At 48.7% G+C, this 18,719-nt stretch carries 14 protein-coding genes, 2 pseudogenes and 1 other annotated feature; of the genes and pseudogenes, 4 read left to right on the top strand and 12 right to left on the bottom strand.

The window, feature by feature from the left end:
* Positions 1-157 precede the first annotated feature (157 nt).
* The gene (locus NTH01S_RS10240; RefSeq protein ID WP_068173396.1) at positions 158-1,237 is read left to right on the top strand and encodes a peptidase domain-containing ABC transporter; all 1,080 of its coding nucleotides are present in this window, start codon (positions 158-160) and stop codon (positions 1,235-1,237) included.
* 547 nt (positions 1,238-1,784) lie between these two features.
* Here the strand turns inward: NTH01S_RS10240 and NTH01S_RS10235 are convergent.
* Positions 1,785-2,018, bottom strand: coding sequence for a hypothetical protein (locus tag NTH01S_RS10235; protein ID WP_169802070.1), 234 nt, complete (start codon positions 2,016-2,018; stop codon positions 1,785-1,787).
* A gap of 273 nt (positions 2,019-2,291) precedes the next feature.
* Between NTH01S_RS10235 and NTH01S_RS10230 the strand changes: the two genes are divergently transcribed.
* Positions 2,292-3,062, top strand: a complete 771-nt coding sequence (locus tag NTH01S_RS10230) for an IS5 family transposase (protein ID WP_068173392.1) — start codon at positions 2,292-2,294, stop codon at positions 3,060-3,062.
* A 47-nt stretch (positions 3,063-3,109) separates the two neighbouring features.
* The gene (locus NTH01S_RS10225; RefSeq protein WP_267288074.1) at positions 3,110-3,490 is read left to right on the top strand and encodes an IS6 family transposase; all 381 of its coding nucleotides are present in this window, start codon (positions 3,110-3,112) and stop codon (positions 3,488-3,490) included.
* A gap of 80 nt (positions 3,491-3,570) precedes the next feature.
* Here the strand turns inward: NTH01S_RS10225 and NTH01S_RS10220 are convergent, their stop codons facing one another.
* The 3 genes from NTH01S_RS10220 to NTH01S_RS10210 all read right to left on the bottom strand — a co-directional run bounded on the left by NTH01S_RS10220 (position 3,571) and on the right by NTH01S_RS10210 (position 7,495).
* Positions 3,571-4,212, bottom strand: coding sequence for a hypothetical protein (locus NTH01S_RS10220; protein ID WP_157070946.1), 642 nt, complete (start codon positions 4,210-4,212; stop codon positions 3,571-3,573).
* A complete protein-coding gene (locus NTH01S_RS10215; protein ID WP_068173388.1) occupies positions 4,196-6,607 on the bottom strand; it encodes a hypothetical protein in 2,412 nt (803 codons plus the stop codon). Before NTH01S_RS10215 ends, NTH01S_RS10220 begins: the two co-directional genes overlap by 17 nt.
* Before the next feature lie 180 nt (positions 6,608-6,787).
* Positions 6,788-7,495, bottom strand: a complete 708-nt coding sequence (locus NTH01S_RS10210) for an IS6 family transposase (RefSeq protein ID WP_068173387.1) — start codon at positions 7,493-7,495, stop codon at positions 6,788-6,790.
* Between the two features lie 249 nt (positions 7,496-7,744).
* Here NTH01S_RS10210 and NTH01S_RS10200 point away from each other — a divergent pair.
* Positions 7,745-8,956, top strand: a pseudogene (locus NTH01S_RS10200) (IS3 family transposase).
* Positions 8,023-8,139: a sequence feature (AL1L pseudoknot), on the top strand. Its footprint overlaps the pseudogene before it by 117 nt.
* 199 nt (positions 8,957-9,155) lie before the next feature.
* Here NTH01S_RS10200 and NTH01S_RS10195 read toward each other — a convergent pair.
* The 8 genes and pseudogenes from NTH01S_RS10195 to NTH01S_RS10160 form a co-directional block, all read right to left on the bottom strand.
* Complete coding sequence (locus NTH01S_RS10195; protein ID WP_218015983.1) at positions 9,156-10,148, bottom strand: NADP-dependent oxidoreductase; 993 nt, start codon at positions 10,146-10,148, stop codon at positions 9,156-9,158.
* Positions 10,149-10,197: 49 nt separating this feature from the next.
* Complete coding sequence (locus NTH01S_RS10190) at positions 10,198-11,409, bottom strand: MFS transporter (RefSeq protein WP_068173385.1); 1,212 nt, start codon at positions 11,407-11,409, stop codon at positions 10,198-10,200.
* 6 nt (positions 11,410-11,415) lie between these two features.
* Positions 11,416-13,425, bottom strand: a complete 2,010-nt coding sequence (locus NTH01S_RS10185; protein WP_068173383.1) for a phenylacetate--CoA ligase family protein — start codon at positions 13,423-13,425, stop codon at positions 11,416-11,418.
* Entirely contained in the window at positions 13,422-14,603 is a 1,182-nt protein-coding gene (locus tag NTH01S_RS10180) for an ATP-grasp domain-containing protein (RefSeq protein WP_068173381.1), read from the bottom strand. The genes NTH01S_RS10185 and NTH01S_RS10180 overlap by 4 nt, the downstream gene beginning before the upstream one ends.
* Entirely contained in the window at positions 14,600-15,559 is a 960-nt protein-coding gene (locus tag NTH01S_RS10175) for a 3-oxoacyl-ACP synthase III family protein (protein WP_068173380.1), read from the bottom strand. The genes NTH01S_RS10180 and NTH01S_RS10175 overlap by 4 nt, the downstream gene beginning before the upstream one ends.
* Positions 15,556-16,401 carry a TauD/TfdA dioxygenase family protein gene (locus NTH01S_RS10170; RefSeq protein ID WP_068173378.1) on the bottom strand — a complete coding sequence of 282 codons (846 nt, stop codon included), beginning with the start codon at positions 16,399-16,401 and terminating at the stop codon, positions 15,556-15,558. Before NTH01S_RS10170 ends, NTH01S_RS10175 begins: the two co-directional genes overlap by 4 nt.
* Before the next feature lie 12 nt (positions 16,402-16,413).
* Complete coding sequence (gene hemA / locus NTH01S_RS10165) at positions 16,414-17,712, bottom strand: 5-aminolevulinate synthase (RefSeq protein ID WP_084367309.1); 1,299 nt, start codon at positions 17,710-17,712, stop codon at positions 16,414-16,416.
* A gap of 430 nt (positions 17,713-18,142) precedes the next feature.
* Positions 18,143-18,545, bottom strand: a pseudogene (locus NTH01S_RS10160) (DDE-type integrase/transposase/recombinase); the annotation flags it as partial.
* Between the last annotated feature and the right edge of the window lie 174 nt (positions 18,546-18,719).

The following is an 18,719-nucleotide window of genomic DNA, read 5'->3' as shown; positions in this document are numbered from 1 at the left end:
GGGCCCTGTTGCAAAGTCGGTTTTTCGGCTGATTTCAGGTCGATACAAAAATCCAAACACATATAAAATCAATAAGTTATTTATATCGAAATCAACACGAAAACGGCAATTTTAGAACTTTGCAACAGAGCCTCGAGAAGGGTCTGAAGAATCCCTTGTGCACGCTGCAGCACAGCAAGGGCATTTTTTGGAAACATTGCGCGGCATACGAACCATCAAGCTTCTTGGTCTGGAAGGAAAACGAAACGTCGCCTGGAGCAATCGTCTCATTGATAGTGTCAATGCGGGCCTACGGCTGAAACGCTTTGATATCGTCTTTGCTCGTACCAATAATGGAATTTTTGGTGTTGATCGGCTATTAATGCTTATCTTGGGTGCCCGTATGGTCCTGAATGGACATATGTCTATCGGTATGCTCGTTGCATTTCTCAGCTATCGTGATCAGTTGGCAAGTCGTCTCGGTAGTCTGATTGGCGCAGGGTTTAAAATACGCACTCTCAAGGTACAGTGTGATCGCCTCTCAGATATTGCTCTTGCCGAGGCCGAACAGATATCCGACGACCGAACCTTCTTACCAATACTTCCCCCGACTGACCCAAATATTCCGGCTCTGGAATGTCGCAATCTCGGCTACCGATATGGCCAGGAAGATGCCTGGGTTTTCCGCAATATTTCCTTCACGGTGCCGACCGGACGTAGTCTTGTCATCACCGGTCCATCAGGGTGTGGAAAATCCACACTTCTGTCCATCATGATGGGGTTGATCCCGCCAGAGGAAGGGCAGATCCTCTGGAATGGTGTGGAACTTGGAGCACAAAACCGTGAAGCATTCCGTTCCGTGATCGCTGGGGTATTGCAAGATGACATTCTGTTGTCGGGGAGCCTAGCAGAAAATATCGCTGGTTTCGACACAGACATTGATCTCGAGCGAGTAGCGCAGTGTGCCCATGCTGCACAGCTTCTTCAAGATATCCAGAAAATGCCCATGGGTTTCGAAACTTTGGTTAGCGAAATGGGAAGCACGCTTTCAGGCGGACAACGTCAGAGAATGATTATGGCGCGGGCTTTGTACCGCAAACCACACATTCTTTTCATGGATGAGGCAACCAGTAACCTTGATGTCGAACGCGAACAGCAAATTACAGCTTTGCTGAATCAACTTGCCATCACGCGCGTGCTCGTGGCCCACCGGCCAGACGTCATTGCTAGTGCCGATTACAGATTTGAAATGACTTGAGCGATGACAGGGCTTACGCATGAAAAATATACTGAGTTTGACATGATGGAATCTTATATGATTCAGAGGGTCTCCTTGGACTTGTGACGGTTTTGAGCAATGAAACGAAAACGAACCTGTAGTGCTAATCGCAAAAACGTCACCGCCAAAATCTAAAGCATTTGGTTTTTAATCCAAAAAAAACATGACAATCCATTTAGAACAATAAAAAAAACATAAAGTATATGGGAAAATGTTGTTACGCTATCGTTTGAATTAAATTTAGTCAGAACGCCTTTTATTAAAAAATTAACGTACAATATAGAAGAGAATAATATTTCAATATTGCAATATATAAGACTTATTTTGTTTGGATCAAAAAAAATAAACACTGCTGTCGAATATACACTAGCAAAAATAGATAAGTAACAGATAAAAATAAAATAATTTATAAAAACCCTTGGAACCTCTACTGGGATAGAGATAGGAGACCATCTAGGAGATACAAGCCTAGTCATTGCATGTCCTTTGCGGGTGAAGCAAAATGGCCTCACCCCAATTCAAGAAATTAATCGGAAAATCCAAGAGCGCCAGCAACAGCACCTAATGCAGCTCCAGAAGCTCCGGCAGCTCCTCCAAGCATGGCACCTTCAGCACCAAATCCCATTGCAGCAATTCCTACGGCACCTATACCGCCTGTCACAACAACAGCAGCAGCAGCCACTCCTATCATAGCGGCTATTTGGCCACTCGTGAGTCCACCACTTGCCCTATACGGATTCACAACGGGATGGCTAAACATGACGCCCCCCATGATGTTAGCTTCTTCTTCGTGTGTTAGTTCATAAAGCATAATTACGTTACCTTTATGTTGGCTGACACTGCATACTTGCATTATGCCAGTTATTATACTATAATACGAGGTATATTTTTTTGCAAACAATTGAATGTTTTCTTAAGTCAAAAGCGTTTTCAAGAGGTGGAATCAGTTTTTCGGACAGGCTCTAAGAGCCTGACCGAAAGTGATTTCAGTTGTTTATGATTCATGGGTTTGCGACAACCTGATGAGATCATGATGGCCTGGACTGAAATCACCCGCGCGCAGTATCGCAGGGACGACCTTGATTATGCAAGCGATCTGCGTGATGCGGAATGGAATCTGATCGCACCCTTGATGCCCGAGAGGAACCGTCTAGGAAGACCGCGAAGCACCAATCTGCGTCGTATTGTGGAAGCGATCCTCTACATCGTCACGACGGGTTGCCAGTGGCGGCAACTGCCCCGTCACTTCCCGCCTTTCACGACTGTACAGGGTTATTTCTATCGCTGGACCCGCGAAGGGCGATGGGAAGTCATGAACCATATCCTCGTGATCCTGTCGCGCGAGCAGGATGGTCGCGAAGCGACGCAAACGGCCGGGATTATTGACAGTCAGTCGGTTAAAACCGCAGAAAACGGCGGTTCGCGTGGTTATGATTTCGGCAAGAAAATCAAGGGACGCAAACGACACATCGCAACCGATACGGTGGGTCACATCATGATAGCCGTGGTGCATCCCGCCGATATTCAGGACCGTGACGGCGCGCCTCTGGTCGCGGCTCGTATCAGGTCCCTCTTCCCCTGGTTGCGCCATCTGATTGGTGATGGCGGTTATGCCGGTGAAAAACTACGCAATGCTCTGGCGCAAATCGGGAGATGGACCATCGAGATCATCAAACGCTCCGATCAAGCCAAGGGCTTCGTTGCTTTGCCAAAGCGCTGGGTCGTCGAACGCAGCTTTGCATGGCTCGGACGATGCCGCCGCCTCACACGTGATGTCGAGGCAACCGCCCTGTTGCAAAGTTGAGCATCCTGTTGGAAACCGCTGCCGGTAGTTAGAGTGGGGCTTGGCAGATGAGCGACTTTAAGGGACGTCATTTTCGTGGTGAAGTAATCTTATGGGCGGTGCGCTGGTATTGCCGTTATGGGATTAGCTACCGCGACCTTGAAACCATGCTGGCCGAGCGGGGCGTGAGCGTTGATCATTCAACGATATATCGCTGGGTCCAGCGCTATGCGCCTGAGATGGAAAAACGCCTTCGGTGGTATTTGAAACGCCCAGGCTTTTCCAGCAGTTGGCGGGTTGATGAGACCTATATCAAGGTTAAAGGGAAATGGGCGGGCTCTGTTGCAAAGTTGACTTTTTGGCTGATTTCTTGCCGATACAAAAATCCAAACACGCATAAAATCAGTGTGTTATTCATATCGGAATCAACATTAAAACGGCAATTTTAGAACTTTGCAACAGAGCCATAAATTTCATGCGTAAGCCTCGCCTCCACTGCAAGATCGACATATAAAAATTAATTATTAATTTATGATGGGCACTTCACATGCCACTGTTCCATTTTAGAGAGAACATTGCGCCGTATAATATTAATATCGTTGATGTAGTTGACACCAAATGTTATTCTTAATATAGTATTGCCGTATTTTTGATCTCCAAATAAATCTTGTTGATCACATGAACTGTTTTTTTCTCCTAAAGTAGAAGAACAGGAAAATCCAAAATTTTTATTGTTTTTATTTTCCACATATAATGTATAACCAGGAAATGAATATAGCATGTATTTATTCAAAAATACTCCTTCCATTTTATGTGAACGTTTTAATACTCTATTAATAGCGGTACTATTGTCAACGCAGTCAGGTTCGTCAGTAATAATCCATATATTAATATAACCATTATAATAAAGTCCTTCACCATTTTTATTTTCTAATTGTGACATAATATGCTCTGTAACAGGAAAAATATTTTTACTATATGCTTGTAGTACCAAGTGGTCTGTTGTTCCATTATTTGGATATCCATTGGTATATTCTGCGGGAATTGCGTAGCATTTCCCCCCCACTTTATAAGTGGAAATTTTAGGGTTTGGTTTAGGGTAACCTATGTAAAACAGTATCGCCATAAAAAATGGCGATACTGTTAAAAGTATTTTATATTTTTTTGTCATTATAAATTACTCCTGATGGTTTTTGATCAATGTTTGTCAGAACGTTGTTCACATAACCATCCCTTATTTTTTGATTGTCATGCACTGCGTATTTATCATTAGTAGTAAATGTATCTTTTTTTGTAAAATCTTGTAAAAGACTTTTTGGTGAAATACTTTGTACCCATTCATTAGGGTTCATAGAGATTTTTCTTTCAGAAAAAACTACCTGAGCAGCTTGTCCAACTCCACCATTCTTCAAAGTAGTATCCGAGGTTGCTAAAATAATATTGTTATTATTTTCGGAAAAAGAAGGAGTAATATGTGTGCATATATCTTCTATATTTGATTGATTTATTGAAATAAATTTTAAACTTTTATTCTCACCTCCTGTTAATAAATACATATTTTTCCACGAAGTGTCTTTTGAATTAACTATGCCATCGTTATTTGTATCCATTGATTTCAATTCATTAAATGTATCAATTGGCTTTAATGTGTTGTGGCTATATTCAAATATCATACCTTCATTATTTGGAAACCATCCAACCTCATTGCTTCCATAAATAATATTAGACTGGGTACTATCAATAGTTGAAACTTTTCCACCTGATACTGAAACAATGATGGGATCATCACCATCATCATCTGAACCAATGCTATAAGAAAATCCAGTTCCTGGAATCGATGGATCGCTCCCAATATTCGAGGAATTTGATAAACCGCCATTACCGTCAGAAAAAACACCATTTTGGTTGCCGTAGATAATATCTGGGTTAGGCAAGTTTGGTGGGGGAAGAGGGGATGGTGCAGGTTGTGGTGCAGGTTGTGGTTCAGGAGCTGCATTGTGGAAGTTAGTGTTACCTAGCGGCTGGCTGACAGTCTGGTTGGGGTTGCCAGAAAGTACATCATTATGAGCCCAAACTTGGAAATAGTTATTAGCACTTTCTGCGTTAACGGATGAATTATCCCCATTGTAATATAAATTAACATGCCCTTTCACGTTTAATGAGCTATTGGCATTCAGTCCGACAACACTATTAACGTATCCGGTAATGGTGTTATTAAATCCCCCGATAAAAGTTGTTGAATTATCTATAGAATTAACATAATTATCATTTCCATTAATATGGATTGATTGTCCTTTTTGCGCTTCAAAAATCAAATTACTATTTGAATTAATGGTATTATTATTATTCCAATCATAAATACTATTCCCGCCAGATTGTACGTTGGCACTTGAAGATGTACCATTTAAATGAATATTTTCTCCTGTGCCATAGATTGTTGTGTCTGAATTATTTCCTATGCCAACTGTATCACCACTCGACCCAGAAAAATTATCATTTCGTCCATTTATAAAAGCTAAAGTATTTTTATCTGCGGTTATATTGTTTCCCGATCCGTTAACGCCAAATGAATTTCCCTGATTAATATCAATGATAGTATTGTTGTTTCCGTTTATATTTAAGTAATCATTACTAAGAATTATTTCATTTGCATGCTGAGCGGTTTCGGACTGATCTCCTCCTATTATATAGGAGGTGGCCTGGTTATTGATATCAGTAGAAGCCCTTAGTAAGTTTCCATTTTTATCGAAACATATATTCGAAACATTACCATTTCTAGCTAATGATAGTGTCGTTACATCATATACCTTACTTATAATTAAGTACTCTTGTGTTCCAGGAACAGATAATTCTAAACCAGTTTCGAGGTCATCGACGATAGATTGTATTGGATATGATTCTATATTTTGGAGTAAAATTTTACTATCGTGCAACAATTTATCTTTAAATTGAGATACATTTTCATTTTTACTATTAAAATGTAGTAAATCATCACCAACACCCTCAATTCCTGCAGCCATTAGATTATTGAGAGATGATATGATTTGTGTGGAACTTGGGTTTCCGGTATACTGAGACTGTTTTTGAACATCTCGTAGATCGAGGGCTGTGGCATCAGGAATCCAATTTAAGTTTTTATTCGCTGAGCTGAATCCACTCCAATATGTGTTATCTATAGAAAGTTCATGATAAACTTTTACGTGAAAATCTGTAATTTGAGCAATAGATGCTGGAACACCGCCATTGAAATTAATGGTATCATAGTCACTCTGGGCCAAACGTACCATCATCTTTTCAGTAATACTGTACAAATTATTTTTGTCTTTTATTCCAGATTGCATATTTAAATTTGCAGTATAACCGTTTAAACCTTGATCTAGAGCAACCTCTCTTGCTGTTGTTGGGTAACCTGAAAGATGATAATTTATTTGATCAGAATAAAATTTAGCAACATCAGACTGTACATTTTGAAATGACGAACAATTATAATAATCAGTATTTATTTTCTGTATATCAGATTCTAAAGTATCCATCTGTACTTCATTATATTTTGTGTTATCAGTCATTCTTTTATCTCTCATTGTTATTTTACTTTAGTTAAAATATATAACTATATTTTTCATCTAAAAATTATTATACCTAATTATAATATTATTATATAATATTTATAAATAAGGAAAATATGGCCCTGTTGCAAAGTTAGGTTTGGGTTGAGTGCATCCCATTTGTTTTGATTTTCAAACGGTTTAGACGCTGAATTGTCTTTCAATCAGACGCACTTCTCCCATGATACCTTCTTGGAACTGGAAGAGTTCAGCTTGTCCCTTTTTCAGGGCGCGCATGACCTCGAAGCCTTTAATGGTTGCATACGCGGTTTTCATGCTTTTGAAGCCACGGACCGGCCTGATCAGTTGTTTGAGTTTGCCGTGATCAGCCTCAATCACGTTGTTCATATACTTCACCTGACGGTGTTTCACCGTATCGGGAAGCCTACCGTTCTTCTTGAGTTCGTTGATGGCTATGCCGTAGGTTGGGGCTTTATCCGTGTTGATTGTCTCGGGCTGCTCCCAGTCCCTCAGACCGTTTAAAGCTTTGCCCAGAAAGCGTTTGGCAGCCTTGGCGTTCCGGGTCTGTGAGAGGAAAAAATCAATCGTATCACCACCCTTGCCGACAGCCCGGTACAGATACGCCCATTTCCCTTTGATCTTGATGTAGGTCTCATCAACCCGCCAACTGCTGGAAAAGCCTGGGCGTTTCCAATACCACCGAAGGCGCTTTTCCATCTCCGGCGCATACCGCTGGACCCAACGGTAAATTGTTGAATGATCCACGCTCACACCGCGCTCGGCCAGCATGGTTTCCAAATCTCGGTAGCTAATCCCATACCGACAATACCAACGCACAGCCCATAAGATCACTTCACCCCGAAAATGCCGTCCCTTGAAATCGCTCATTCGCAGCGCCTCACACCAAAACCGAAAGCGGTTTCAAACAAGAACATCAACTTTGCAAAGTTGACTTTTTGGCTGATTTCTTGCCGATACAAAAATCCAAACACGCATAAAATCAGTGTGTTATTCATATCGGAATCAACATTAAAACGGCAATTTTAGAACTTTGCAACAGAGCCCATTGAAAGACTGTTTGAGTGAACTGCCCCGGGTTTTCTGGAGACAGAAAGCTGAGAGAGGTAGAGTTGATTTATGAGTACGAGAACGAAGCGTTTTCCGTCTGAATTTCGTGAGCGTGCAGCGCGCATGGTTTTGGAAGAGGAAAAGAGCCACACCTCGCGGTATGCTGCGGTGTGTTTGATCGCCCCGAAGCTGGATATTCACGCGGATACGCTGACGAAGTGGACGCGTGTTTACGAGCAGGCACAGACCCCAGAGGGGACACCTATTTCTGAGCGTGAGCGGATCCGCCAGTTGGAGCGTGAGAACCGAGAATTGCGTCAAGCGAATGAGATTTTACGGAAGGCGTCAGCGTATTTTGCCCAGGCGGAACTCGGCCGCCACTTCAAGCCATGACGCGCTTCATCGATGAGCAGCGTCAAACCTATGGTGTCGGGTCAATTTGCAAGGTCTTGCCGATTGCACCATCGGTTTATTACGCTCACCGCCGCCGCCAGAACGCGCCATCTGCACGGGCGCAAAGGGATGACACACTGTGCACGCGTATTCGGCAAATTTGGACCGAGAATTTCTGTGTGTATGGGGCCCGGAAGGTCTGGCATCAGCTCAAACGTGAGAAGATTACAGTGGCGCGTTGTACGGTCGAACGTTTGATGAAGCGCATGGGCCTCAAAGGGGCCGTGCGCGGAAAACAGCTCAAAACCACGCGCCCTGACCCCGCGCGGCCTTGCCCAGAGGATCTGGTACACCGCCAGTTTAGGGCTCCCGCCCCAAACCAATTATGGGTGTCTGACTTTACCTACGTCTCCACACGGCAAGGCTTTGTCTATGTCGCTTTTATCATCGATGTCTTTGCTCGTGTGATCGTTGGCTGGCGTGTCTCGACCAGTGCCGAAACAGCGTTTGTTCTCGATGCTTTGGAACAAGCATTAGTCCAGAGAAATCCCGTGGGTTCCGTGACCCATCATTCCGATCGCGGCAGTCAATATGTCAGCCTGCGCTACACACAACGCCTTGCCGAAGCAGGGCTTGTCGCATCCGTAGGCAGTGTCGGAGATTCCTATGACAATGCTCTCGCAGAGACAATCAACGGCCTCTACAAAACCGAGTTGATCTATCGGCAAGGGCCATGGAAGGGAAAACGCGACGTTGAACTTGCAACACTCAAATGGGTCGATTGGTTCAATAATCGCCGTATTCTCTCATCCATTGGCAATAATTACACCAGCAGAGGCTGAAGCACGTTTCTACGAACAGAATTTAACACATGCTTTAGCCGCTTAAACCCGATAAAAACGTCTCCAGAAAACCCGGGGCAGTTCACATGGGAGAAGTGCGTCTCATCGAAAGACAATTCAGCTTCTAAATCGTTCGAAAATCAAAACAAACGGGGCCCACGCGACTCAAGCGGAATTTTGCAACAGGGCCCTACTAAATACCGGCAGAGGCCTTGGACGGTGAGACGACACGTCGTTGAACCAGGTCATGTGATTTTGACGAGCGCCTTTCCGAGATTTTTTCCCTGCAACATCGCAATGAAAGCATACACGATGTTATCGAATCCCTCAGTAATCGTTTCTATTGACTTTATGCGACCCGACGATAGATGAGGTATGATAAAATCCTCGAACTCGGCCTGTAGATGCCGATAGTTACGTACCAAAAATCCCTGCAATGTTAGGCTTTTATCGACGATTTGAAAAAGATTTCTTGGGGCCGATGGAGACGTAGGCGTGTTATATTGCGCGACGGCGCCGCACCAGACGATCTTCCCAGATGGAGTCAGTGCGTCAATCGCGGCCGCGAGATGGTCGCCGCCGACATTATCGAAATACACGTTTATCCCATCGCCGGCTGCATTTCGTAATGGCTGCGCAATGCCGTCGTGATAGTCGAACGCGGCGTCAAACCCGAGGTCATGAACCAAGAATGTTGCCTTGGCCGCCGAGCCGGTGCTTCCAATGACCTTACCAGCGCCAAGGAGCCTGGCAATTTGTCCGACCATATTCCCCACGCCTCCACCACCCGCCGACACGAATAGCGTCTCCCCTCCTTCGAGTTTGGCAATCTGTGTCAGACCCGCGAACGCAGTAAGGCCGGTACCCCCTAGGGCCGCAAGAAAGACAGAGGGAGGCACCCCTGGGATATGCGGCAGAACGCGAACCTCGTTAACATTTAGGACAGCATGTGTCCGCCAGCCCGCCCGGTGAAACACCAGCGCTCCCTCTTCAATCGTGGTTTGACGACTTCGTACGACCCGACCAACGGACCGTCCTTCCAACGGAGAATTTAGCTGCCAAGTCGCATCCATGTTCTCGCGCATATATGGATCAACTGAGAGGTAGAGGTTCTCGACGAGGACCTCTCCTGGCTGCAATGCAGCGAGCGCCTGACGGCTAAAGAGAAAATCCGTTGCTTGCGGCCATCCCGATGGCCTGCGTGCCAAGTGTACCTGGGTGGAATAATCAATACTCAACCTGACCTCCTATATAGATTGTATAGTGCAGGGACATGCATCCTTGGGGTTAACCATCTGAAGAACCCGCCGATTTCGACAAGCGCTTCGTTGGCGCTTTAACCAAAGGTACAAAGGTCACTGCGCTGAGAACGGAAAGTAGAAGCCAACTCGTTTTCGGACCCGCCGCGACCACGACGAACACGCCGAGCGCCGGCCCCACGGCAGTCCCGAGCCTTGATAGGCAAGCTAGCAGCGCGGAGAGCTGGGTCAACGCACGTCGCGGCGCAACGTCCGCCAGCCAACCGCCAACCGCCGCCGAATATATACATTCGCCTAACCCGATCAGAATGCTTCCCAGCGAGAGGCCGAGCCACGCCGGGAGACCGGATAATGACACGATTGAAACCAGCGCGAAGCCTCCGGCCCAGGCCGTCCCCGACAAAAACAGATTAACCCTGTCTGCAAGTCCGGCGGTTAACCTTGAGACTGCCCCCTGCGCCAGCGTGATAATCATGGTGTTGACGCCGAACGCGAGCGGCGTGAGATAGCTCTCTTTCGGCTCCTGCTGGGAGACCAACACCGGAAGCGTGGCCTCGAACTGGGCAATCACACAGAGGCGGACCAGAGTCTCGTACGCAAGGACAGGAAGAGTGCTGAGAAGGGCCCGAAAACCCAGTGTCGACCGCGCTTCCGACGCAGGGTTCGGCTGGTCAGTCGACAGCTCGGTCATCGCTGCGCCACGCAGAAGACGGAACTGGACGAAGAGGGCGGCGTAAGACAGGGCATTGACGAACATGAGAGCGCGCAGGACTGTAGCGCCCTCGAATGCAACGGCTATCCCACCCACCAGAACACCAAGTCCGATGCCTGTGTTCATGGCCCAATACCGGCGGGCTGAATTTCGCCTCACATCCGATGGAGCAGAGTGGCGCACGATAATCGAGGTGAGCGCGGTTCCCGTAAAACTGAGACCCACGCCGCTTAACATTCCTGCGGGCACCACATACCAAACCGAGAGCACTAGCGCCAGCATCGCGAATGCAAGCCCCGAACACAGAGCGCCAATTTCACCAACAAGGGTGTCACCCAGAGATTTTGTTTTAAACGTTATAGCAAGCGTGGAGATGATTGAGGTCAGCCCCAATGCCGAGTAATAGAGCGAGACGCCGATTTTCCCGGTTCCGGTGACATCAAGAAGGTAAAGGCTAGTATAGGGGAAAATCAGGCCACTGCCGAAGGCGGATACGAAGACGGACCAGAATAGCCGGACATCGATCATTATTTTTTACACCCGTGTCGTCAATGTGGGGAAATCGCGGGTAGGCGCGTCAGGGCGGAGGGAATCTTCATCTTGGCCGGCCATGTTTAAATTCTCTATTCCGGCCAGACGACGGTCGATCACCGGTCGAACCTTGCCGCTCACAGGGTCACGCGACAAACCCCCTTCGGGGTAGCATTCCACACAAAAGGAAAATGTCTCGAGCGCACGATCGAACTCATGTCGGTCGGACAGACCATGGTAGTGCCCTGTGAGGAAATCCGTCACCACCAATGGATCCACATCGGTCGGTGTCTCTATTCGAATCGTTAACGTTTCCGCATGATCGATAGATTCGACTTCGAGTTGCAAATGGCTAATCGAAAATTCCTGAAGGATCTGGAAAAGTTCCTCAAAATCAATCGACCGCCGAAAGAATTTGACATACCGATCAGCCCGCCCAAGATATTCGAGGACACGCCCCTCCACACCACAAGCACATTTTTGAAACGAAACTCGACCAATATCGCCGATGAGATAGCGTATTAGAGGTGCTTCCAGCTTTTGCCAAGCTGTTACGGCAATCTTCCCCACATTGCCGTCGTCCACAACCGCACCCGTGTCGTCAACTATTTCGACATACGAAAAGTCGTCGCAGAGGTGATGATGCGTTCCCCGAAGGTGGGGGCATTGATATCCGATTTGGGCGCCGTCATTCGCGGCGAGAATGCTGGTGATCGTTGTAACGCCAAGTTCCCGCTGTAACCAAGTACGATCACTTGCCGCCAGCGGAACGCCACCATAAATGATCGTCTGGAGAGCAAATTCAGGATCCAGATGCTTTGCTTCCCGAAGAAGGGGCAAGATGAGAGATGGCACGCCGACCAGGACGTTCGCGTCGAACGTCCTGCGCAAGTTGAGAAGGTCCGCGACCGATATTCCCTGACCCATCGTATAACATTCAACCGGCATGATCGAAAATTCGCAGACGGTCGTTGTCATTCCTCCGTACATACCACCGCCGAATAACGTATTGATCACACGGTCCCCAGTGCGTAGACCCAGGGCGTAAAAAAGCGGAACGGCTTCACATACCATCGCTGCCCAATCCTTCTGCGCATAGGTAATGAATCGAGGTGCGGAGCTCGTTCCACCGGTCCGAAGCACCTCACCGCTAGGTGGCCACCCAACCTTCAGTCCTGTTCCCTGGGGCAAGGAATTCCTCTCAAGATCCCGCTTGGTCAAAAAGCCCAGTCTCGACAATTCGCTGATGCTATTCACGTTGGTGTAGCGCCGATAAAATTCCGACTGCCGTGCAAAATGCAGCAGCAGTCGCACACGCGCATCTAGACGGTGTTCCCGTGCCGCTGGCGGCAAGGCAGATCGTAGCACGTCGAGCGGAGAAAACGGCGTCTGCTCTGTATGAAATAATTGTCCTAGCCAGACCGCGCCGCGGTCGAATCGTAGGGGCGAAAAGTTAGGCGGCACACTGCCGTGGATGATAATGGCCTGGTCGGCCAGGCCATCGGCTCCTGTTCCCGGGCGCTGAACGTCTGCCTTTGCTGTGATATCCGAAGTGACGATTTCCGGAACGGAAATCACACTAGCAACACTAGACTCATCTGGCCGGAGGACAAGCCGGGGAATTGGCGTTCCTAGTGATTGGACACACTCGTCGAAGCCACGCCAAAAGGCCGTATGGGCCGTGGAGACAGCAACTTCGTTGCCCGCCGCCCAGCCGAAGATGATCCCTCGTAGGGTCGCTGATGAACTTCGAGCTTTCAGGATGATTTGTCCTCGTGGCCGATACCTAAGGACAGCCGTTCCGTCGGTGAGCGCACGGAACGGATATTGATGGACCGAGCCAAAAAGATCATCCAACACGTCAAAAAGGGCGTGTTCGTCAAAATAGCTGCGAAGCGTGTTCTCGCCGTGTCGAGTAAGGAGCTCCGCTAGGGGGGAGTGCATGTCCTGCGACTGCCGCCGAAGCAAGCCGAGAATGACGATAACGTCGCTTGGCAATATATCCTGTTTCATGAGACAGCCTCAATTCTGGCACCTGTCGCAAGACGGCGCAAAAGGCGCTCAAGGTTCTCAGCGTTATCACTCGACGCCCGTACAAAGGCGGGGACGCGCCATTCGTGATAGGTCACATCACGGGGGAATGAAGCGCCTTCGGGGAGCTTGAAAATTTCGTCGATTTCGGGCGGCTGTACTACATCGGAAGGGAAACCGAGCGTCCATTTCTGCTCTGCAGAGAGATGGTGTCCCGGAAAGACGAGCCACCCGTGGTATTTTCCGGTGGGGCGTTGAGGCGGCGGCTGCGGCCATCCGAGACGAGCGGTGATCTCGTCACTTGGCAGGTGTACGCCCGTGTGGGCCTCATGGGCCTCGATCACTCCTGCGCCACCGACACGGTTTGCCACTTCCAAAAATACACGTCCCACCTGGTCGCCTTCGAAGAACTCCAAGTGTAAAGCACCAACGGATATTTTGAGAACATCAACAATATTTTGAACAAATCCGTGACGTCCAGCGTCATATGGCTGCTGCACCGAACCAAGCGGAGCGCCAGAAATATAATCGAGCGGCTTATTAATGTACTTGCTTACGACTAAATTCTTAACCACTCCGTTACGAACGATACCATCAGCGTGGAAGATGTCACCGGATATGAATTCTTCCACCTCGAAGTCCGCTGCGTCGGGCTTGGCCCGGCAATGTTTCAGAGCAGAGGCCGGGTCGGGCCAAATCGTGATCCCTTCGCTGGACGCGCCACGACGCGGCTTGCTTACGGTTGGACCGCTCCATGGCGCGGCGGTGTTGCTGCTGGTAACAGCCATGAAACGGGGAATTTTGAGGTCTGCCGCGCCTACCGCCTGCTTCATCGTCACCTTATCACGAATAAGCTCCGGTCTGTAGCCATCGGGGTCCGGCAAACCGAGATAGCGGCGAATTTCCGCCGCCTCCAGAATGCCAAATTCGGAAAGCGCCAGAACGGCTTCGTAACCGTCCTGAGCGGACGTTACGGCGATGACACCCTCGACAAGCCCGCCGTCGTCAGGAAGCGTCAATTTCCGGCACTTTAACGATTGCGGGACGTCGGCGAGACGATCCTCCAGTCCTACATACGTGATATCATGCACATCATGATCGAGCGCACGGTGATACTGGATTTTACGATAAGGCACCTGATGAATGATGAGTATTTTCATCCGCGATACTCCAGCGCCGTTACACCCCAACTGAACCCCATTGCACTCGTCGCCACCAGCACGACATCCCCAGCCTTGAGTGAGCGTTGCGCCAAAAGATTGTCTAGGGCGATAAATATGTCGACACCCCCCATATGGCCATACACTTGGTAATTGAAGACACTGCGTGAGCGATCTATTCCGACCGTACGAAGTAGACGATCGTGAACTTCGATGTCTCCCTGGTTAATCAGAAGAAAGCTGATATCTTCAATTGAAGCATTTATTGCCCGCAAAGTCCGTGCTATCAGGTCCACGAAGCTCGACAGATACACCTCTCCCAGACCATGACTCGAGCCCTCGCGGACAATCCGGATATCTTGGCCAACGATACGACCCCGGTAATGATCCGCCCAAGACGGGTCGGTAAGCATCTCGGTGTGGACAAACCGGAACCGTACATTTCGTCTCCCGACCAGTACGGCTGCGGCTGCGTCGCCGAAATTAAAGAGATGCTTCGCCTCAGGATCAGTAATATCAACGAGACGCGACAAGGGGTCCGAAACTACAACCAGCGTCGATCCATCGCCTCCACGATCCAGACGCAGCGCGGTATTTCGAAGGGCCAGCATTCCCGCATTGCAGAAGTTCACGATTTCATAGCAGTGAGCCCGGGAAAGATTGAGTTCTTTTGCAAACTTGGCCGATGGAGACCAGAACGGCGTCTCCCACCATCCGCCGCCCGCGAAAACCACTTCTTCCACGTCTTCGACCAATATAGCGGCCTCATCAAGCACACGCCTTCCCGCCGAAATCGCGAGTGAAACAGAATCCTCGTCTGTCGCCAGGACAGGAAAACGATCACAGGGCACAATCCGACGGAGTTCGTCCGGCGTCACGCCGCTCTTGCGATGAATTTCATCGAAGGAACGCGTCCCCGTGGGGAACGCAATGGCGAAGTGCTCTATCCCTGTCATGTCGTTTCACGATCAATGCTGATACGATGAACAGTACGACTCAAGCCGCGCGCTATCGGCGTGGCCGCATGTAAAGCAGTCTGTGTATTCCATATCAGAAGGTCGTGCGTCTGCCAGTGGTGGACATACACATGATCGGGGCCTTCGATCAGGCGCTCGAGTAACGCTATGAAGGCAGCGTTCTCGTTTGCGTCGAATCCTTCGACGGCGTCGAGATAGTCTGAAGACGCGTAGAGATATTTTTCGCCCGTGTCTTCTACGGTCTTAACAAGGTCGTGCCAGACCTTGGGATATTTGTCGTTAACAAGCGCCTTGAATTCGGCGATTGACAGCCCGACGTGCTCTTCTTCTATTCTATGACGCTTGTCAACGGTGTGACGGGCACGTCTACGCTCGATTCGTTCCTTCCATTCGTCAGGTAATCGGCGGTAGACATCGACCGCGCTAGCAAAAAGTGTCTCGCCGCTGGTCTCCGGAATCACTACCCCGGAAAGAAGCGTATATTGTGGGGGCTTAGCGATGTAGCTTGAGTCCTGATGCCAGAAATTCCCGACCCGGGCTACGCCGACTGCAACACCATCACGTTGCTCGTTCGAAGAAATCATGATCTCAGGATAGTCGGGGTGACGATAGCGCGTCATGTGAAACGCTTTGGGCCTGCCGAAGTGTTCGGCTATGTCGACCAATTGAGAAGACGAAATCTCCCCAGCACGAATGACAGCGAGATGGTCTGTTCCAAGAGCCGACTTGACGGCAGAAAGGAAATCTACGGAATTAAGATCTGATGGCGATACATCATCGAACAGAAGACCGATATACGGAGAAAGGCGAGATTTTCTCATCGAGATCGCTCCTCATCCATGCGCGGTCAAAGTGGATTTAAGCGCAGAGACAAAATGGTCGATTTCCGCGCGCGTCCTGGACGGCAGTACCGAGATACGAAAACGCTCTCCTCCCTTTCTTACTGATGGGTAGTTTATTGGCTGCACGTAGATGTCGTGAGTTTCAAGCAGTGCTCGCGATATTGCTTTGATCCGGTCCGCGCCAGGGAGCGGGATTAATACAAGTTGACTTTCCCCCTCCAGATAAGGGATCTCGTTTCGTGCAAGCGCCTCCTTGGTGTAGCTTACGTTGTCGAACAATTTCTCCCGAAGAGCATTACCGGACTGGATGAGTTTCAAACTGGCGATTACCGCGTCGAGCGTTGCATGCGGAAGCGAAGTCGTGAAAATAAATCCTGGTGCGACCGATCTGATGTAATCCAAAATCTCGGCCGGCCCGGCCACATAACCCCCGGTGACACCGATTGCCTTGCCGAACACGCCCTGAATAAATGTGGGGCGCGTTTCGCTCAGGTGTTCGGCAAGACCGGCACCAGTTGCGCCGAGTACGCCGATAGCGTGCGTTTCGTCCACATATGTCAGAGCGTTGTATTCTTCTGCCAAATCGCAGATCGCGGCAATAGGGGCGAAGTCGCCGTCCATTGAATATACAGATTCAAAGACGATCAATTTCGGATGGCTTTTCGGGTAGGTCGCCAAGGCACCCCGCAAGGACGAAATGTCATTGTGTTCGAACACATGACGGTGTGTCTGATTCTTCCGGCTACGCATACCCTCGATCAGCGATCGATGGTTGAGTCTGTCCGAAAAAATCGCCAGACCCGGTATCGTCTCGACCAGAGTACTAATGCTCTCGTAGTTTGCGCCGTATCCGCTGTTAAAGACAAGAGCGCCCGCTTTGCCATGCCAATGCGCCAATTCTTTCTCAAGCGTGACGTGCGCCGGACTTGTCCCGGAGATATTGCGCGACCCGCCGGTGCCGACACCATGCTCTCGGGCGGAGACGGCCAGCGCATTAATAATCTGGGGATGAAAGCTCAACCCGAGATAATCATTTCCGCACCAGACATCAATTTCACTATTTCTAGAGATTGCTCGTCCTGGAAATGCGGCCAGCCGCCCGCATTCCACGTAATCCCGATAGAGCCCCGATGCACGAACAGCGTGAAGACGCTCGAATACCGGCGCGAGGGTTTTTAATGCGAACGGTGGGAGCGGAAGCGAATTATTGCGAGCAAATGCCGTGGCTGGAGGAGGTACATTCAAATTCGACCGCGAAAGGCCATCGCGGATAGCATGCGTGTGTTGCATGGGTCACCCTGTCATCAAGAATGCTTTCCCGATTCAAATCGACACGTAACGTTGACCAAGTATGTCGAGATATTCGTCGGGCAAATTCCGATTGAAGTTGACTCGTCATTTAAGACATGAAGAGCCGAATGACTTCCTGGATGCTATCAACAACACCCGCACGTCAGGGCTACCCCTCGGGGGTAGAAATGGCGGCGATCAGCCTTGATGCGGTATATCTCTTCAATAACTCGCATAGCGAGTACTCACTTTTGTTATTGTGTATTTATCATATCACCATACTTGGTGGTGTGTAAAGATATAAATACGCCTTGGTTCGTTGTTACTATACTCGGGTGGGATGATGTCACGTTAAATTTTTTGCTTTGAGTGTGGATGGATGATGTCACATTAAGTTTTTTGAGCTGAATACGTCTGGTTTTGAGCGGATTCAGGATGCGAGAATGGTCGCGGTATTCCACTGCGCGAAGGCTTGGAGACGATGAATGTGTCGTGTGAGAGCATTGGCGTTAGCGACGGGTGGAACGAAGATATTACGGCCGGCCGAGAAGACGGTTAAGAACCTCTGACATCCGCCGGGAGAAGGCAATCTTTGTATGATCCGCTCCCGTTTTCGCAGCGGTAAATGGCTGTTCTCTGCCCGATTGTTCAGCCCTTTGTGGGAAAGGTGTCGGACAGAAAGACGAAGCTTACGCTTTGCGGCCCCATACGATTTCAGCTTATCCGTGATCATCCGACGGGGATGTACACCTTGCTTGCGTAAAAGGCGGGTCAGGAGACGCTTGGCGGCCTTGGTATTGCGCCGTTTTTTGTAAGATTTCATTAAGGATATAAGGGCCTACCCTGAATTTCGTGTGTCTGTTGTGATGTTTTTTTAAGGAGACACACGATGGCTCGACGTAAAAAGCCGCTTATTCCTGATGATGTTATGGACCAAGTCCTTGCTGGTCGGGTGGTTCGCGATATGGCGGATGCGGATTCCCTGTTAGCGGATATGAAAAAGATGG

The sequence above is a fragment of the Neokomagataea thailandica NBRC 106555 genome, assembly GCF_001598495.1.
GTDB classification, from domain to species: domain Bacteria; phylum Pseudomonadota; class Alphaproteobacteria; order Acetobacterales; family Acetobacteraceae; genus Gluconobacter; species Gluconobacter thailandicus_A.
This window is presented reverse-complemented; position numbering and strand designations above follow the sequence as displayed.